The following is an 18,265-nucleotide window of genomic DNA, read 5'->3' as shown; positions in this document are numbered from 1 at the left end:
GTCCTTCACTCTTTTCCGCGCGCAGGCAGCAGTGTGCCGCGGCATTCACCAAAACCAATGCGGCGCGCACCGGGCCGCTCAGCATAGGCGCGCAGTACCACGGTGTCACCGTCTTGCAGAAAGGTGCGTGTTTCGCCATTGACCAGCGTGATGGCCTGCTTGCCACCCAGGCTCAGTTCCAGCAGCGAGCCGCCCTGCTCTGGAGCGGGGCCGGACAAGGTGCCAGTGCCCAGCACATCGCCCGGACGCAAGTTGCAACCATTGACCGTGTGGTGGGCCACCAGCTGCGCGAGTGTCCAGTACGCATCCCGAAAACTGGACTGCGACAGGCGCTGCCCGGCGTGGCCCGCTGCACGCATGGCGGGGGTTTGCAGCCACACCTCCAGCGTCACCTCAAAAGCGCCGCCCGCGCGGTTAGCGGCGGAGTCCAGATACGGCAAAGGTTGCGGATCATCCGCAGCCCGCACGGGGCCGGTGCGAAACGGCTCCAGCGCGTCCAGCGTCACCAGCCAGGGGGACACGGTGGTGGCAAAATTTTTGGCCAGAAAGGGGCCCAGCGGCTGGTATTCCCAGGCCTGCACATCGCGGGCGCTCCAGTCGTTGAGCAGGGTGAGCCCTGCTATGTGGTCTTCGGCCTGCTCCATCGCCACGGGCGTGCCCAGCGCGTTGCCCGGCCCCACCCATGCGGCCAGCTCCAGCTCGTAGTCCAGCCGCTCGCTGGGGCCAAAGTCGGGCACTGACGCACCCGGCTTGAGGGTTTGGCCCACAGGTCGGTGAAACTGCTGGCCGCTCACACCCATGCTGGACGCACGGCCGTGGTAGCCAATCGGAACCCATTTGTAGTTGGTTGGCAGCGGGTTGTCTGGCCGAAAAAGCTTGCCCACCGTGGTGGCGTGGTGGATGCCGGTGTAGAAGTCGGTGTAGTCACCCACCTCGCAGGGCAAGCCCATCTCCACCGTGTTTTGTGGCAGCAGCGCCTGCGACCATACGGGCTGCAGGGCCGAGCCCATTTGCAAACCCTGCCAGAGTGCCGTACGCAAAGCGCGGCGCACAGCACGGGGTGCAGCCAACAGCGTGGGCATGTGCAGGTGGTCGATCAAACCCGCAGCGTACAGGTCCAGCACCTGGTCGCCAATGGCCACACCCATCTGCCAGGGCTCGGCCGCGCTGCGGCGAAAGCGGCCCAGCGGCAGGTTCTGGATAGGGAAGTCGGTATCGGGCGCGTTGGCCGACTCCACCCAGCTTTGGGTTGCGGGGTCGTGTGTAGCGTCAAGCATGGGGCGCACCCCATTCTTTGGCGTGTAAAAAGGCCGCATGCTTGGGCGCGCGTTTGGTTTGCGACCACTCCTCCAGCATGTCCCACTTCACCGCGTCCAGCCTTGCCAGTTGGGTCTGCTCGTCCGGGTCGGGGCAAGCCAGTTCCAGGCGGTGGCCGTTGGGGTCAAAAAAGTAGATGGAGTGAAAGACGCCGTGGTCGGTCACACCCAGCACATCGACGCCATTGTTTTCCAGGTGTGCCTTGAACTCCAAGAGTTCCGCACGGTCTTTCACCTTGAAGGCAATGTGCTGCACCCACGCGGGGGTGTTGGGGTCGCGCCCCATGGGTGGCTGCGTGGGCAGCTCAAAGAACGCCAACACATTGCCCTGCCCTGCGTCCATGAAGACGTGCATGTAGGGGTCGGGCGCTTTGGTACTGGGCACCAGGTCCTCGGCAATGGCCAGCACAAAGTCCATGTTGAGCATTTTCTGGTACCACAGCACCGTCTCTTTGGCGTCTTTGCAGCGGTAGGCTACGTGGTGAATGCGATCGATTTTCATGGTGTTCCTTTATGCGACTTCCAGTGCACCACGGCGCACCTGATCACGCTCCAGTGACTCGAACAGCGCTTTGAAGTTGCCCTCGCCAAAACCATCATCGCCCTGACGCTGGATGAACTCAAAAAACACCGGGCCCAGCTGCGTTTGCGAGAAGATTTGCAGCATTAGTCGGGGGGTGCCTGGACCTGCAACCCCGTCAGTTGCGTCCGTCGATCCGTCCAGCAAAATGCCACGGGTCTGCAACTCGGACACGGGTTGGCCATGGCCGGGCAGGCGACCTTCCAGCATTTCGTAGTACACATCATTGGGCGCGGTCATCAGCGGCACGCCAGCCAGCGCAAGCTTGTCCACGGTGGCAACCAGGTCATCACAAATCAGCGCGATGTGCTGAATGCCTTCTCCATTGAACTTCATCAAATACTCTTCAATCTGTCCGCCGCCCTGGCGCGCCTCTTCGTTCAGCGGAATGCGGATCTTGCCGTCGGGTGCGGTCAGCGCCTTGGAGGTCAGGCCGGTGTACTCGCCCTTGATGTCGAAATAGCGGATCTCGCGGAAGTTGAACAGGCGCTCGTAAAAATCCGCCCAGAATGCCATGCGGCCGCGGTATACGTTGTGCGTCAGGTGATCGATGAGCTTCAACCCATGGCCCACGGGGTGGCGGTCTACACCCTCGATGAATTCAAAGTCGATGTCGTAAATGGACTTGCCGTCTTCATAGCGGTCAATCAAATACAGCGGTGCGCCGCCAATGCCCTTGATGGCGGGCAGGTTCAGCTCCATGGGGCCAGGGCGCAGTTCCACCGGTTGTGCACCCAGCTCCAGCGCGCGGCTGTACGCATGGTGCGAGTCTTTCACGCGAAAGGCCATGCCACAGGCGCTGGGGCCATGCTCGGACGCAAAGTAGCCCGCCACACTTTTCGGTTCGCGGTTGATGATGAAATTGATATCGCCCTGGCGGTACAGCACCACGTTTTTGGACCGATGCCTGGCCACCAGTGTGAAGCCCATGCGCTCAAACACGGGCTCAATCACGCCGGACACGGGTGACGCAAACTCGACAAACTCAAAGCCCATCAGCCCCATGGGGTTCTCGAAAAGATCAGCCATTGCAGTGCTCCTCAGCGTCTTGTATTGAATCCTTGATTGTGGTCAGTAGCGCCCGCACGGTGTGAGCAAGTTGCACCTTATTTGGTTAATTTATGCATAATTCGTGCATGAATCAAGACAAAACTGATGATTTACTTCTTGACCGGTTCGATATCAGCTTGCTTACCGCGCTGCAGCAAAACGCCCATGCCACCAACCAGCAAGTAGGCGAGGAGATTCACCTGTCGGCTTCGCAGGTGAGCCGACGCATCCAGCGCCTGGAAGCCAGTGGCCTCATCCGCCGCTATGTAGCGCTACTGGACCCCGCCGCGCTAGGGCTGGGTGTGCGGGCCATTACCTACGTCACCCTCACCCGCCACGGCGGCGACGAGGGTCTGGCCTTTGAGCGCGAAATTGCCACTTTTCCGGAAGTACTGGAATGTTATTCAGTGGCTGGCGAGTCCGACTACATCCTGCAAATTGCGGCGGTGAGCCTGAGCGTGCTCTCGGAAAGCGTGCTGCGCAGGCTGACCCGCATTCAGGGCGTGGGCAACATCCGCTCCAATATTGTCTTGAACTGCGTCAAGTCCAGTACCGAGATGCCACTGGGCCATCTCACCCGACCCAGCTGACCGAAAATTCTCTTGAGAATTCGCAAGCCACTACCAGACCACTGGCCTTAAATTGGCATTGCGTGGTTGCCTTGTTGACACCCCGTGGGTCCATGTGTGATCCACGCACACCACCAACGCTGAAGGGACATGTCATGAAAACAGATGCGGAATTAAAACGAGACATTCTTGACGAACTGAGTTGGGACCCTTCGGTCAACGCCACAGCCATCGGCGTCATCGTCCAGGACGGTGTCGTCACATGCGGAGCTTGTGGCTGCTGTCCAACACGCACTGGAATGGAGCGCGGTGGTACCGCGTCACTGCATCCAGCCCAAAGCAGAAAAAGGCTGGATCACCTTGAGCGGACAGGTGGAGTGGGAATACCAGAGCGGGGCTGCAGAACGAACCGTACGCGATCTGATTGGCGTGGTGGGGGTTTCCAATCTCATCAAGGTCAAGCCTCACGTTTCCCCCATCGACATCCAGAAAAGCATTCAGGATGCGCTGACGCGCCAAGCTATTCGTGAGGCCAAACATCTGGTCATTCTGGCGGAGGGTTCCCGTCTTACATTGCGGGGGAAGGTTCATTCATGGGCCGAGCGTCAGGCCGTTCTGGGCGCAGCATGGGCGGCACCAGGCGTGTCCAGTGTGGTCAATGAAATGATTGTCGAGATTTGATCCATTTGCAGCATGTCATGTCGATTGCGTTGACCACGCTGAAGGTCGAATAACCGGCTGTCGGCACAACTGCCATCCTGGACCTCGCCCAGCCGCCAATTTTGCTGCTTGCAGAGCCACTGGGCCAACTGGCGGCAAGCTGGGCCTGCGGGTTCATCATCACCGGTGCCGACCCATACACGGACATTGCGCTGCTGCGAATCGAGGCCAGAAACCTGCCAACGGCTCACCCTTCGGGTTTGAGTAGACCGCGGCGCAGGGAATCTTCTGCGCCAAAGGACGTTCCTTGCCCGGCGACGCTGCCGTTCCGTTCATCCAGACGGATGCCTCGGTAAACCCGGGCGACATCGTCCTGGCTGCTAACGGGGTTCCGGTTGAACTGGATTAGCTGCTTCGCTTCACGGTTCGCCGCCCCACTCCCAGCGCAGCCACCACGCTGAGCAGCAACACCAGTGCTGCGCCGATCAGGGTGGCGCCATACCAGCCCCGGTCCATAAACACCCCAAACACAAGGGGTGAAATGGCAAAACCGGTATCCAGGCCCGAATACACCAGGCCATAAACACGCCCTGTGGCGCCTTTGGGTGTGGCTTTCTTGATCATCATGTCGCGCGAGGGGCCGCCAATTCCCACCGCAAAGCCCGTGATAGCCAGCACGACCATGGTGGCCGTCGCACCCAGCAGCCCGGTGCCACAAATTGCCAGCAGTACCGCGCCCGCGGCCATGGCGATCGCCACGACCCGGTCGCTATTGATGGCACGCGCGGCAATAAAGCCCCCCACAAACATGCCTACCGCGCCGCACAGCATGTAGGCGGTCAGCGTCAGCGTAGCGGCCTCAAAGCTGATGCCGTGCATGGCTTTGAGGATGGAGACCGAGAAGCTTTGCACCACGGCCAGCGTCATGGTGGAGAGCAAAAAGAAGCCGAAGCACCACCACACCACCGGCAGCTTCATGAATGCGAGGTCGTGCTCTTTGTGCACATCCGGCTCATGGCGTACCACCTGGGTGCTGAGCTTGTCGCGGTTCAGCGCCAACACGGCAAATATGACCGCGTACATCACTGCTGCAGCCACATAGGCGTTGCGCCAGCCCACAGCTACACCCATGCCCGCAAAAAACACCGGTGCTGCCGCCCAGCCCAGATTGCCGGTCAGGCCGTGGGCACTGAAGGCATAGCCCAACCGCTGGGCCGATACCCGCTGGTTCAAGATCGTGAAGTCCACCGGGTGAAACGTGGCGTTGCCCAGGCCCGCCAGTGCCGCCACCATCAACAGCCCCGTGTAACCAGTCACCATGGACGCGGCCATGCAGGCCGCCACAAAAATACCAAGAGCAACAAACAGCAAGGGACGCGCACCCACCCGGTCCACCACAAAACCCGCGCTGGCCTGGCCCACGCCCGACACGACAAAGAAGGTGCTCATCAGCAAGCCCAGCTCCGAGTAGCTCAGGCCAAACTCCTTCATGAACACCGGAAACAACAGGGGCAACAGCAAATGGCCAAAGTGCGAGCTGGCATGGGCCAGGCCCACGAGGCCGATGATGGCGGCATCCTGCCCAAGCGGAGCGGAAATGGGGGGGTGGCTAATGGTGGCGCTGGTCATGCCGTTATCGTACGGCCCGCCCGCGCCGCCGAAATACGATAAAAAGACAATAATTGTCGAATGTCCGCCAAATCAGTTCATTCCATATGAAACGCAATACTGCCCTCAAGCCGGTGCGCTTTGACGACTCGGAGGGACGCCCACCAACATCCCAGCGTCCCGTTCGCAGCAGGTCCCGCCCTCTTGTCATGGATACCCACATCGAACCACACCAGCACCCTTGGGCTCAGTTCACCTACTGCGCAAGCGGGCTGATGCAAGTCACGGTAACGCAGAGCGATGTGCAGACCACCTTCATCGTTCCGCCCTCGCGGGCCGTCTGGATTCCGCCCGGTGTGCAACACACCGTGGTGGTGCTTGAATCCGCCGAGTTACGCACTGTGGACCTGTCACCAACGGTCACCCCGCAAGGCTGGGAGGACTGCCGGGTGTTGGTGGTGACCCGGCTGTTGCGTGAACTGATTCACGCACTGGTCGCGTCTCACCCGGGTACCCGGGACGATGCGCTCATGGCGTTGACCGTGGACGAAATCACCCAAGCCGAGACGCAGGCACTGGGCGTTCCCATGCCGCGCGACAAGCGGCTACGCGCACTGTGTGAAGCCGTCCTGAGCGACCCGGGCCGACTGGCCACTTTGTCGGAGTGGGCGGTGGACATCGGAGCGAGCGAGCGTACCGTGTCGCGCCTTTTTCGCACTGAGCTGTCCACCAACTACCAGCAGTGGCGCCAGCAGGCTATCTTGGCCCACGCCCTACCCTTGCTTGCGCGCGGCACACCCATCAGCCAGGTCGCAACCGCCAGCGGCTACGCCACCGACAGCGCCTTTTGCGCCATGTTCAAGCTGGCCATGGGCAAATCGCCCAGCCATTTTCAAAACAAAAATTCGAACTGAATACTGATAAATTGCTATCAAATCAATAGCTGCACACGCATGTTTTACGGGGGCTTAAGGGGATTTATCCTCTCAAACTTCAGCTAAAAAACCCAAACGGGTCTTTGCGATTTCCGTCGTCAAGCAGTTGCCCCAGCTTGAAAATGCCACTCACCCGCAAGGCGGGCTCGCCATCGGCAGTAATCAGGGCCTGACCGAACAGCAGGTTGCGTGTGGTGCGCAGCACCTGTGCCTCGCTTTGCACCCACGCGCCCAGCTTGGCAGAGCCCATGTAATCCACTTGCAGACTGACCGTTGGCAGAAACCGCGAGGCCATGTCGGCCTGGTAGAAAGCCGCACAGGGGATCACCATGTCGGCAAATGTGGCCAGCATGCCGCCATGGCACATCTTGAGCGGATTGGTGTGCCGCTCTTCCACCCGAAAACCCAGCAGCAGGCGCTCGCCCGTCCACTTGGCGTAGAGGGGGCCGTTGCCAGCGATAAAGGCGCCGCCCACCTGGACCACGCGAAATCCTTCGGGCACAGGCAGGCTTACGCCAAGGGAAATGTCATCGAAATCGCTGGAGTGCTGCGCAGGGGTCATTGTGGGAGATTACTTTGAATAAACCGGCAATTGTGCGGCAACCATCTCCACCACACTCTCGATTTTGGTTGCCCACTGCACTTTTTCGGCCCCTGCCATGAAGTTCAGGCGACAGCTGGCGCAGGACACGACGACCGTGTCGGCACCCGTGGCATCAACCTGCTCGCGCTTGATTTCCCACGCCTTGTGGCGCAGACCTTCCGCACGGTTGATGAGAAAGACACCGGCGCCACCACCACAGCACCAGTTTTGCTCGGCCGTGGGAGTGGTTTCAATCAGATCCATGCCCAGGGCGGCCAGGGCGGCGCGCGGCTCGTCCATCACGCCACCATGGCGGGCGAGCTTGCAGGCATCGTGGTAGGTGATCTTTCGGCTGGCATCACCCGGTGTCAGCGTAAGCCGGCCACTACTGATCTCACGGCCCACGAACTCCGAAGTCGCCAGCACCTCAAATGGCAGCGGCTCCCCATTCTGAAGCCGTCCATCCCAGCGCAATGCCGGGTAAGCGTGACCACATTCCGGCAGGATGACCGTTTTGGCGCCAATAGCCAACGCCTCGTCAACCAGCTTCTGGGTGGCGGCTTTTTGCAGTGCTTCACTGCCCGATAGCAAACCAAAGTTGGCCGCCTCGAAACCGGCGCTGCGCAGGGTCCACTTTAGGCCCAGATGGTTCAAAATGCGCGCGGCAGCAGCCAGTGCGTCCTGGTACAGCAGCACGTCAATCACTGTGGTGACCAGCATCACATCGGCTTGGGGCTCGTCCAGCGGAATGGTGATGCCCTGCGCACGCAGCAACTCAATGGTCTGCTTCAGTTCGATGGGGCCGACGCCAAACACGGTACCGCGGCCAGCCTGCTCCTGCGCTACTGCAGTCAGTTCCAGGGGTGCCATGCCGGCTTCGAACAAGGCTTCGCGCATGACGTTCACTCCGCGCGCCGTGTTCACGCCCATGGGACAAATCATGCTGCAACGACCGCACTCGGTGCAGCTGTCATAAACCAACTCTTGCCACTCCTTCAAATCGTCAATGGTGATGTCGCGGGTGTAGAGGCGTTTGATCGGTGCAAAGGCGGACGTCTCGCGCGCATGCACACGGCGCAATAAATCCAGCTTGCGGCTGGGGCTGTATTTGGGGTCTTGCGTGCTCTGGAAAAAGTGGCAGGCCTCGGAGCAGTAACCGCAGTTGACGCAGGCCTCCAGGTCCAGCGCCAGACTGCGATCAGTCTTGGCACGCATGACCGCCCGGGCCTTGCTTACGCGCTGGTCATCAGTCAGCGCATCCGGCTGCGCCATCTCTGGCAGATGGTGAATGGCATCGAGAAAACCATGAAAAACATCCATATTGATCATGAGCGCACCCCGCGACGGCCAAAGAAGGTGGCCAGCTGCATACGCCCCGGCAACACCAGAAAAGCATGCATGAGCTTGCCAAAGGGAAACCACACCAGCAGCAATTCGAGTGACAGCAGGTGCACCGCCAGCGGGCCGCCGTAGATCACGTGGTCCCGCGCCAAGATGATGGCTGACGGGTCGCCAATGACCCCCATGCCAGTGATGAGCGGCAGGAACGTGACCGTCCAGGTGATCATGTCGTCTGCATTGGATATCTTCTTGAGCACCGGGTCAGTCAGGCGAAACAGCAGCGCCATCAACAGCGAGACGATGGTGGCGCCGGCGGCGATGTACATCACCAGGTCGGGCAATGCGGGCCAATGCAACCAGGTAATCCGCTGAATAAAGGCGATGTGTGGTGCGTAACCGAAGAACACCACGAACAGCCCGATGTGAAACACATACGGGTTGATAGTGACCAGCGTGGCACTGGGATGAAAGCCACCTCGGGGCACCATGCGGGTAAGCGCGGCGCCCAGCGCATCGCCAGTGCCAAAGGCCTGGCGGGCCGGCGCCTGGGGGCTATGGGACACTGGCATACGCCACAGTGCGAACAGGCGCCAGCTGACTCCCGCCACAAAAATAAAAAGCGACACCGCCAGCAGCGGCCCGCGGGCCCATTCAAGCAAAGTCATGGAGTAGCCCTTCAAAAGTACCTTGTGTACCTTACCCCGGGCAGTATTCCCTGCACTTGATATACATCAACAGTTGATACGCCCCGGCGCATCAACCTGCTGATGCAACCACCTTAGCCGTGCGTGAAGCTGAACTGCCCCGGTGCCTGGATGGTGTCCACGCCCACATGAATGGTTTCCTTCGGCACAAACTGGCCTTCCAGCAGCAGTTTCGACAGCGGGTTCTCGATGCGCTGCTGAATGGCGCGCTTGAGCGGCCGTGCACCAAACACCGGGTCGAAGCCCACCTTGGCCAGTTCGGCCACCGCAGCGTCGGACACTTCAAGCGCCAGATCCATATGGGCCAGCCGCGCCGTAAGGATCTGCAACTGGATCTTGGCAATGGCCGCGATGTTGGTCGCATCCAGTGCATGGAACACCACGGTCTCGTCAATACGGTTCAAAAACTCGGGGCGGAAGTAGTTTTTCAGTTCGGCCTGCACGGCGTCCTTGATGTCCTCATAGTCCTTGCCTACCATGCTCTGGATGATGGGTGAGCCGATGTTGCTGGTCATCACGATCACCGTGTTCTTGAAGTCCACCGTGCGGCCCTGACCGTCGGTCAGGCGGCCGTCATCCAGCACCTGCAAGAGCACATTGAACACATCGGGGTGTGCCTTCTCCACCTCGTCGAGCAACAGCACGCTATACGGTTTGCGGCGCACGGCTTCGGTCAGGTAGCCGCCCTCTTCGTAGCCCACATAGCCCGGAGGCGCGCCAATCAGACGGGCGACGGAATGCTTCTCCATGAACTCGCTCATGTCGACGCGAATCAAATGGTCTTCGCTGTCAAACATGAAGCCCGCCAGCGCTTTGCACAGTTCGGTCTTGCCCACGCCCGTGGGGCCGAGGAACAGGAAGGAGCCCGTGGGGCGATTCGGGTCGGAGAGCCCCGAGCGTGAACGGCGGATGGCGTTGGCCACGGCACCGATGGCTTCGTCCTGCCCCACCACGCGCTCGTGCAGTTTGACTTCCATCTGCAAGAGCTTGTCTTTCTCGCCCTGCATCATTTTGGCGACCGGAATGCCGGTGGCACGGCTCACCACTTCGGCAATTTCATCGGCGCCCACCATGGTGCGCAGCAGCTGCGCGCGACCACCATCTTTGGCGGTCTTGGCTTTGCCAGCCTCTTGATCCTGGGCGTCTTTCAGTTGCTTTTCGAGCTCGGGCAGCTTGCCATAGGTGAGCTCGCCTGCCTTGTTGAAATCGCCCTTGCGGGTGAGTTCTTCAATTTGGAAACGCAGCTTCTCGACCTCTTGCATGATGGCTTTGGAGCCCTGGGCCTGGGCTTTCTCGGCCTTCCAGATTTCGTCCAAATCGGCAATTTCCTTCTCGAGACTGGTAATCTCTTCGTTGATCAGCTCCAGGCGCTTTTGCGAGGCTTCGTCCTTCTCGCGCTTGACAGCTTCGCGCTCGATGAGCAATTGGATCTTGCGACGGTCCTTCTTGTCCATGACCTCGGGCTTGGAGTCCAGCTCAATCTTGATTTTCGACGCAGCTTCGTCTATCAGATCAATCGCCTTGTCCGGCAAAAAGCGGTCAGTGATGTAGCGGTTGGACAGCTCGGCGGCGGCCACGATGGCCGGGTCGGTAATCTGCACGCCGTGGTGCACCTCGTAGCGCTCTTTCAGACCGCGCAGAATGGCAATAGTGGCCTCTACCGTGGGCTCACCCACCAGAATCTTCTGGAAGCGGCGCTCCAGAGCGGCGTCTTTTTCGATGTATTTGCGGTATTCGTCCAGCGTGGTGGCGCCCACGCAATGCAACTCGCCACGGGCCAGTGCGGGCTTGAGCATGTTGCCCGCGTCCATCGCGCCCTCGGCTTTACCCGCGCCCACCATGGTGTGCAACTCGTCAATAAACACAATGGTCTGGCCTTCGTCCTTGGCCAGGTCCTTGAGCACATTTTTCAGGCGTTCTTCAAACTCGCCACGGAACTTGGCACCCGCCAGGAGCGCGGCCATGTCCAGACTCAGCACCCGTTTTCCTTTGAGCGAATCGGGCACTTCACCGGCCACAATGCGTTGCGCCAAGCCTTCCACGATGGCCGTCTTGCCGACACCGGGCTCGCCAATCAACACAGGGTTATTCTTGGTGCGGCGCTGCAGCACCTGGATGGCGCGACGGATTTCGTCGTCGCGGCCAATCACGGGGTCCAGCTTGCCCAGGCGGGCGCGTTCAGTCAGGTCGATACAGTATTTCTTGAGGGATTCGCGCTGGTCTTCGGCATCTGCGCTGTCCACATTCTGGCCACCGCGCACGGCGTCAATGGCGGTCTCCAGGCTCTTGCGGGTCAGGCCGTTGGCGCGCACCACGTTGCCAATATCGGCCTTGCTGTCCGCCAAGGCCAGCAGAAAAAGCTCGCCGGCTACAAACTGATCGCCCCGCTTGATGGATTCCTTCTCGGCCGCCTGCAGTAGCGAGACCATGTCACGGCCCACCTGCACCTGCTCGTGCCCCTGCACTTGCGGTAGTTTCTTCATGGCAGTCTCAGCGCCGGCGGTGAGGCCGGGCACGTTCACGCCCGCGCGCTGCAACAGCGACTTGGGGCCGTCTTCCTGGCGCAGCATGGCCAACAGTACGTGGGCAGGCTCTATGTACTGGTTGTCATTGCCCAGTGCCAGTGTTTGGGCCTCTCCCAAGGCTTCCTGAAATTTGGTGGTGAGTTTTTCGATTCGCATAAAGATCCCTTTAGTTGTCCTCAAGCTGGGGGACTACACCGGTCATTTCAAGTGCGATTCGGCTTGGAAGCAAGCCCAGACAACGGGGAACCTGATTTATATCAAGATCCGGCGGCCGCCCTCAGGCGTTTTTAGCGACGATGCCCCATTTGGCCAGCGCCTCGTCATCGCTCACCCGTGCGTCTACCCACTGCGCACCGGCGGGCGTTTGCTCTTTCTTCCAGAACGGGGCCTGTGTTTTGAGGTAGTCCATCAAGAACTCACAGGCCTTGAAGCTCTCGCCCCGGTGCGCGGAGGTCACCGCCACCATGACAATCTGGTCGGGCGGCTGCAGCAGGCCTACGCGGTGAATAATGCGGGCCCCGAAAATGTCAAAGCGGACAAAAGCCTCGTCAATCATGGCTTCGATGGATTTCTCGGTCATGCCGGGATAGTGCTCCAGTTCCATGGTCAAAACAGAGTCTGCCGCACCACCCAGGTTGCGGTCCCGCACCGTGCCAATAAAACTGCAGACAGCGCCAACGCGGTGATCACCCGCCCGCAAGGCCGCAATTTCGGCCGCCACATCGAAGTCAGCCGTCTGGATGGAAACACGCACGGGTGCTTGCATGCTTCAGCCGCCCGTCACGGGTGGGAAGAACGCCACCTCAGCGCCCTCAACCAGCAGCGCCGATTCGTCACTCAGCGTCTGGTTTAACGCCATGCGCACGGACTTGCCACGCGCCAGGGCATCCGCGAAGTCGTCACTGCGGGCAATCAGTTCGTCACGCAGCGCGGCCAGGGTGGTGGCCGGGGTGTCAAGGGTTTCGCCACCGGTGCCCAGGGTCTCGCGAATGGAGGCAAAGTATTTCAGGTGCACTTTCATGCCAGCAACTCCGCAAAAGAAACAAACCGCACGATGTCTCCCGGTGCAACGGTGCCACTGGGCGGGTTGTCCACCAGCCCATCGCCCCACACCGCAGAGGTAAGCACGCCTGAACTCTGGTTGGGAAACAGGTCCAGTCCGCCGTCGTCATTGCGCCGTACGCGCAAAAACTCACGGCGTTTATCGGCTCTGACCCAAGTAAAGTCTGCGCGGGCAGCTACTGTTTTAATAGCAACATCTTCCTGTCCCTGCAGGCACAGCAGAAAGGGCCTCACCAGGAGCAAGAACGTGATGAAGCTTGAAACGGGGTTACCCGGAAGTCCCAGAAAGTGCGCAGGGCCAATGCGGCCATAAGCAAAGGGTTTGCCTGGCTTGATGGCGATTTGCCACAAATCAAGCGTGCCCAGCGCCTGCACAGCGGGCTTGATGTGGTCTTCTTCGCCCACCGACACGCCACCGCTGGTCAGGATGACATCATGAGAGGCGGCTGCATCCTTCAACGCCTCAATCGTGGCCTCGCGCTGGTCGGGCACGATACCCAGGTCGGTTACATCGCAACCCATGCGGCGAAGCAGCGCGTTCAGAAAAAACCGGTTGGAGTTGTAGATAGCACCGGGAGGCATATCCTGCGGCGCCACGGCACCGGGCATGACCAGTTCGTCTCCGGTAGAGAACAGGGCCACGCGGGGGCGGCGGATGACGTCCAGCCGGTCCATGCCAATGCTGGCGGCCAGACCCAGCTCGGCGGGCCCCAGACGACGACCCTTGGCCAGCACCACGTCACCCCGGGCTACGTCTTCACCCGAACGGCGAATGTTCTGTCCCGGCTTGGGCGCGGTGTTGACCTGCACGCGGGGCCATTCGGCGGCATCCGGCAGCACGGTGCATTCTTCTTGCATGACCACCGCGTCGGCCCCGTCGGGAACCGGGGCACCTGTGAAAATACGCGCCGCGGTACCAAGCTCCAGCGCGGTACCACTTGTACCGGCGGCAATGCGCTGCGAAACAGCCAACTGCGCGCCGGGAATCAATGCGTCAGCACACCGCATCGCGTAGCCGTCCATGGCGCTGTTGTCATGTGGCGGCACATGCAAGGCCGAGACGACATCCTGGGCCAGCACGCGCCCATCAGACTCCATGGTGTGCACCTGCTCGGTCTCTTGAAATGGATGGGCATGCGACAAGAGCTGGCGCAGCGCCTCGTCCAGGGGCAAAAGTGGTGGTCGCTGCGGCTGGGTCATCGGATTAATCTCGTTAGGCGGACTGCGCACATTCCCGGACGATCAGCGCCTTGATGGCATCCACATCGGCGTCCATGACAGACACCCGCTTGGGGAGTGCCTCAATACCTTCAAACTTGGATGGCCGATCGGGCTCACGGCCCAGCGCTTCGACAATCGTTTCGGCAAACTTGACGGGCAATGCGGTCTCCAGCACCAGCATCGGCACGCCGGGGGTCAGGTGCTCGCGCGCCACCTTCAACCCATCGGCGGTGTGGGTGTCGATCATCACATGGTGGCGAGCCCAGGTGTCGCGAATGGTGTCCAGACGGTTCGCGTGGGTGCTTTTGCCGCTGACAAAACCGTAGCGTTCGGCACAGTGCACAAAAGCCGGGTCCGCGCTGAGGTCGAAACGCCCTGCCTTGACCAGCTGCGGACCAAACAGGTCCGCTGTGCGCGCGCCGTCGCGGCCCAGCAAGTCAAACACAAAGCGCTCGAAGTTGCTGGCCTTGGAAATGTCCATGGACGGGCTGGAGGTCTCGTGCGTATCGGCGCTCATGCGCACCCGGTACACACCCGTCCGAAAGAACTCGTCGAGCACATCGTTCTCATTGGTGGCGACCACCAGCTTGTCGATGGGCAGGCCCATCATGCGGGCCACATGGCCGGCGCAGACATTGCCGAAATTGCCGCTAGGAACGGTAAAACTGACTTTCTCTGGCGCGGCCTGGACGCGGCCGGAAGTCGCCTGGAAATAACCCGCAAAGTAATAGACCACCTGGGCCATCAGGCGCGCCCAGTTGATGGAGTTGACGGTTCCAATGCGGTACTTGCGCTTGAACTCGAGGTCGTTGGAAACGGCCTTGACCATGTCCTGGCAATCGTCAAACACACCTTTAACGGCGATGTTGTAGATGTTGGCATCCATTAGGCTGAACATCTGCGCCTGCTGGAAGGCGCTCATGCGCCCGAACGGGCTGGTCATGAAGACGCGCACGCCCTTCTTGCCCCGCATGGCGTATTCGGCCGCGCTGCCGGTGTCGCCACTGGTGGCACCCAGGATGTTGAGCTCTTCACCACGGCGGGCCAGCTCAAATTCGAACAGATTGCCCAGCAGCTGCATGGCCATGTCCTTGAAGGCCAGCGTGGGGCCGTTGGACAGGGCTTCAAGGTAAAGGCCATCGTCCAGTTCGCGCAGGGGCACGATCTCGCTGGTACCAAACACCTCGGTGGTGTAGGTCTTGCGGCAAATGGCCCGGAGGTCGGCAGCCGGAATATCGTCGATATACAGCGACAGCACTTCGAACGCCAACTCGGCGTAGCCCTGGCTGTGGTACACGGTACGCCAGCGCGAAAGCAGGGCGTCGCTGACCTGGGGATAGGTCTCCGGCAGGTACAAGCCGCCATCGGGCGCCAAACCTTCGAGCAGGATTTCGCAGAAGCGATTGCGGTCGGCAGTGGCGGGGTTGGAAGCCCGGGTGCTTACGTATTTCATCAGGCCAACTCTTCCTTGCGGATACGGGTAATGGGTTGCAGCACGGTGGGAAGTGCTTGCATCGCCGCCAGTGCGCCATTCATTTTGGCTTCCTGGCAATCGTGCGTGAGGATGATCAGGTCGGTCTGGGTGCTGCCCTCGCCGCCCACCTCATCGGCCTCGCGTTGCAAAACTGCGTCGATGCTGATGCCCGCATCGGCCAGCAGACCGGTTACCTTGGCCAGCACACCGGCCTGATCGGCCACGCGCAGACGCAGGTAGTAGCTGGTGACCACGTCGCCCATGGGCAACACGGGGGTGCTGCTCATGGCGTGCGGCTGAAATGCCAGATGGGGCACACGGTGGGCCGCATCGGCAGTGTGCAGGCGGGCGATGTCCACCAGATCGGCAATCACGGCACTGGCCGTCGGTTCCGCACCGGCCCCCTTGCCGTAGTACAGCGTGGTGCCGACGGCGTCGCCTTGCACCATCACGGCGTTCATGGCGCCTTCGACGTTGGCAATCAAGCGCTTGGCCGGCACCAGACTCGGGTGCACGCGCAGCTCAATGCCTTTGTCGGTGCGCTTGGTAATGCCCAGCAGCTTGATGCGGTAGCCCAGTTGCTCGGCGTACTGGATATCAGCCGCGCCCAGCTTGGTGATGCCTTCCACGTAGGCCTTGTCGAACTGCACTGGAATGCCGAACGCAATGGCCGACATGAGGGTGACCTTGTGCGCAGCGTCCACGCCTTCGATGTCAAAAGTAGGGTCGGCTTCGGCGTAGCCCAGACGCTGCGCTTCCTGGAGCACCACGCCAAAGTCCAGACCCTTGTCACGCATCTCGGACAGGATGAAGTTGGTGGTGCCATTGATGATGCCGGCGATCCACTGGATGCGGTTGGCCGTCAGGCCTTCGCGCAGCGCCTTGATGATGGGAATGCCACCGGCCACGGCCGCTTCAAACGCCACCATCACGCCCTTGGCGGAGGCTGCAGCAAAGATTTCGGTGCCGTGCACTGCCAGCAACGCCTTGTTGGCAGTAACCACATGTTTACCGGCCGCAATGGCTTCGAGCACCAGGGTTTTGGCAATGCCGTAGCCGCCAATCAGTTCGATCACGATGTCGATGTCGGGATTGGCAATGATGGCGCGGGCGTCATTGACGACTTTCACACCGTCACCGACGATCGATTGGGCACGGGCCACATCCAGATCGGCCACCATGGTGATTTCGATACCGCGACCGGCGCGACGCTGGATTTCTTCCTGATTGCGCTTGAGTACGTTGAAAGTGCCTGCGCCTACCACGCCAATGCCGAGAAGGCCTACTTGAATCGGTTTCATATATATTTTCAGGTTTTATGCATGTAGCCCCCGCAAACAGTGCGTGAGCTGCTATCAAATCAATAGTAAATCAGTTGCTGTGCTGCTTGCGGTAGCTTTCCAGGAACCGGGCCATGCGACCAATGGCTTCTCGCAAATCGTCTTCATGCGGCAGGAACACGATGCGGAAATGATCCGGCGCGGCCCAGTTGAAGCCCGTGCCCTGCACCAGCATCACGCGGGTCTCCTGCAGCAACTCCAGAAAGAACTGCTGGTCGTCCACGATCGGGTACATCGTGGGATCCAGCTTGGGGAACATGTAGAGCGCCGCCGATGGCTTCACACAAGTGACTCCCGGAATGGCGGTAATGAGCTCATAGGCCAGGTCGCGCTGACGGCGCAGGCGCCCGCCCTCGCCCACCAGCTCATTGATGCTCTGGTGGCCACCCAACGCGGTCTGAATGGCCCACTGGCCCGGCACGTTGGAGCACAACCGCATGTTGGACAGCATGTTCAGGCCCTCGATGTAGTCGCGCGCCGGCCGCTTGTCGCCCGAGACCACCATCCAGCCCGCGCGGTAACCACAGGAGCGGTAGCTCTTGGACAGCGAATTGAAGGTCAGCGTCAGCACGTCATCACTGAGCGAGCCCATGGCGGTGTGCTTCACGCCGTCGTACAGCACCTTGTCGTACACCTCGTCGGCAAATATCACCAGACCGTGCTCGCGGGCAATCTCCACAATGGCCAGCAACAAGGCATCCGAATACAGCGCGCCGGTGGGGTTGTTGGGGTTGATGACCACAATGCCTTTGGTGCGCGGCGTGATTTTGGCGCGAATGTCATCCAGACTGGGCATCCAGCCATTGGCTTCGTCGCACAGGTAGTGCACCGGTGTGCCGCCGGAGAGGCTGACCGCAGCGGTCCACAAGGGGTAGTCGGGCGCTGGCAACAACAACTCATCCTCATCGTCAAGCAAACCATTGGTGGCCATCACGATCAGTTCACTGGCGCCGTTGCCCAGGTAGATATCGTCCAGCGTGACACCCTTTACACCCTGCTTCTGCGTCTCGTGCATAACCGCCTTGCGGGCCGCAAAAATGCCTTTGCTGTCCGAGTAACCCGCCGAGTTGGGCAGGTTGCGAATCATGTCCTGCTGGATTTCCTCGGGCGAATCAAAGCCAAACACGGCCAGATTGCCGATGTTGAGCTTGATGATCTTTTGGCCTTCTTCTTCCATCTGCCGGGCGCGGTCCATGATGGGGCCGCGGATGTCGTAACAGACGTTGGCCAGCTTGGCAGATTTTTGAATGGTTCTCAAAGTCCCTCCGGGAGTCAGCAGCACAGGGTGAAACCTATA

General features: G+C 60.5%; 17 protein-coding genes. 3 read left to right on the top strand and 14 right to left on the bottom strand.

Annotated elements, in window-relative coordinates:
• Window positions 1-5: 5 nt before the first annotated feature.
• Genes fahA through hppD form a run of 3 tightly spaced genes read right to left on the bottom strand, consistent with a single transcriptional unit; the run spans window position 6 to window position 2,925 of the window.
• A complete protein-coding gene (gene fahA, locus AC097W_RS05015) occupies window positions 6-1,277 on the bottom strand; it encodes a fumarylacetoacetase (RefSeq protein WP_479601200.1) in 1,272 nt (423 codons plus the stop codon).
• A complete protein-coding gene (locus tag AC097W_RS05010) occupies window positions 1,270-1,818 on the bottom strand; it encodes a VOC family protein (RefSeq protein WP_479601199.1) in 549 nt (182 codons plus the stop codon). Before AC097W_RS05010 ends, fahA begins: the two co-directional genes overlap by 8 nt.
• Window positions 1,819-1,827: 9 nt before the next feature.
• The gene (gene hppD / locus AC097W_RS05005) at window positions 1,828-2,925 is read right to left on the bottom strand and encodes a 4-hydroxyphenylpyruvate dioxygenase (RefSeq protein WP_479601198.1); all 1,098 of its coding nucleotides are present in this window, start codon (window positions 2,923-2,925) and stop codon (window positions 1,828-1,830) included.
• 107 nt (window positions 2,926-3,032) lie between these two features.
• Here hppD and AC097W_RS05000 point away from each other — a divergent pair, with 107 nt between their 5' ends.
• Window positions 3,033-3,536, top strand: coding sequence for an Lrp/AsnC family transcriptional regulator (locus AC097W_RS05000; protein WP_479601197.1), 504 nt, complete (start codon window positions 3,033-3,035; stop codon window positions 3,534-3,536).
• 252 nt (window positions 3,537-3,788) lie between these two features.
• Window positions 3,789-4,196 (top strand): BON domain-containing protein, encoded by a 408-nt coding sequence (locus AC097W_RS04995; RefSeq protein ID WP_479601196.1) that lies wholly within the window; start codon window positions 3,789-3,791, stop codon window positions 4,194-4,196.
• A 384-nt stretch (window positions 4,197-4,580) separates the two neighbouring features.
• Here the strand turns inward: AC097W_RS04995 and AC097W_RS04990 are convergent, their stop codons facing one another.
• The gene (locus tag AC097W_RS04990) at window positions 4,581-5,804 is read right to left on the bottom strand and encodes an MFS transporter (RefSeq protein WP_479601195.1); all 1,224 of its coding nucleotides are present in this window, start codon (window positions 5,802-5,804) and stop codon (window positions 4,581-4,583) included.
• Between the two features lie 86 nt (window positions 5,805-5,890).
• Here AC097W_RS04990 and AC097W_RS04985 point away from each other — a divergent pair, with 86 nt between their 5' ends.
• Entirely contained in the window at window positions 5,891-6,697 is an 807-nt protein-coding gene (locus tag AC097W_RS04985) for an AraC family transcriptional regulator (RefSeq protein ID WP_479601194.1), read from the top strand.
• Window positions 6,698-6,776: 79 nt separating this feature from the next.
• On the opposite strand, the gene AC097W_RS04980 is transcribed toward AC097W_RS04985, so the two are convergent.
• The 10 genes from AC097W_RS04980 to AC097W_RS04935 form a co-directional block, all read right to left on the bottom strand.
• Window positions 6,777-7,280, bottom strand: a complete 504-nt coding sequence (locus AC097W_RS04980; RefSeq protein WP_479601193.1) for a PaaI family thioesterase — start codon at window positions 7,278-7,280, stop codon at window positions 6,777-6,779.
• 9 nt (window positions 7,281-7,289) lie between these two features.
• Window positions 7,290-8,630, bottom strand: a complete 1,341-nt coding sequence (locus AC097W_RS04975) for a (Fe-S)-binding protein (protein WP_479601192.1) — start codon at window positions 8,628-8,630, stop codon at window positions 7,290-7,292.
• A complete protein-coding gene (locus AC097W_RS04970; protein ID WP_479601191.1) occupies window positions 8,627-9,307 on the bottom strand; it encodes a hypothetical protein in 681 nt (226 codons plus the stop codon). The genes AC097W_RS04975 and AC097W_RS04970 overlap by 4 nt, the downstream gene beginning before the upstream one ends.
• A gap of 113 nt (window positions 9,308-9,420) precedes the next feature.
• On the bottom strand, window positions 9,421-12,027 hold the full coding sequence (gene clpB / locus AC097W_RS04965; RefSeq protein WP_479601190.1) for an ATP-dependent chaperone ClpB: 2,607 nt from the start codon (window positions 12,025-12,027) through the stop codon (window positions 9,421-9,423).
• Between the two features lie 121 nt (window positions 12,028-12,148).
• Window positions 12,149-12,637, bottom strand: a complete 489-nt coding sequence (locus AC097W_RS04960; protein ID WP_479601189.1) for a molybdenum cofactor biosynthesis protein MoaE — start codon at window positions 12,635-12,637, stop codon at window positions 12,149-12,151.
• A 3-nt stretch (window positions 12,638-12,640) separates the two neighbouring features.
• Entirely contained in the window at window positions 12,641-12,892 is a 252-nt protein-coding gene (gene moaD, locus AC097W_RS04955; RefSeq protein ID WP_479601188.1) for a molybdopterin converting factor subunit 1, read from the bottom strand.
• Window positions 12,889-14,133: a molybdopterin molybdotransferase MoeA gene (locus AC097W_RS04950; protein ID WP_479601187.1), complete on the bottom strand. Its 1,245-nt coding sequence runs from the start codon at window positions 14,131-14,133 to the stop codon at window positions 12,889-12,891. The genes moaD and AC097W_RS04950 overlap by 4 nt, the downstream gene beginning before the upstream one ends.
• A gap of 13 nt (window positions 14,134-14,146) precedes the next feature.
• Window positions 14,147-15,607: a threonine synthase gene (gene thrC, locus AC097W_RS04945; RefSeq protein WP_479601186.1), complete on the bottom strand. Its 1,461-nt coding sequence runs from the start codon at window positions 15,605-15,607 to the stop codon at window positions 14,147-14,149.
• Window positions 15,607-16,929 (bottom strand): homoserine dehydrogenase, encoded by a 1,323-nt coding sequence (locus tag AC097W_RS04940; RefSeq protein ID WP_479601185.1) that lies wholly within the window; start codon window positions 16,927-16,929, stop codon window positions 15,607-15,609. Before AC097W_RS04940 ends, thrC begins: the two co-directional genes overlap by 1 nt.
• A gap of 70 nt (window positions 16,930-16,999) precedes the next feature.
• Entirely contained in the window at window positions 17,000-18,226 is a 1,227-nt protein-coding gene (locus tag AC097W_RS04935; RefSeq protein WP_479601184.1) for a pyridoxal phosphate-dependent aminotransferase, read from the bottom strand.
• Between the last annotated feature and the right edge of the window lie 39 nt (window positions 18,227-18,265).

This window comes from Rhodoferax sp. GT1R46 (assembly GCF_056521285.1).
This window is presented reverse-complemented; position numbering and strand designations above follow the sequence as displayed.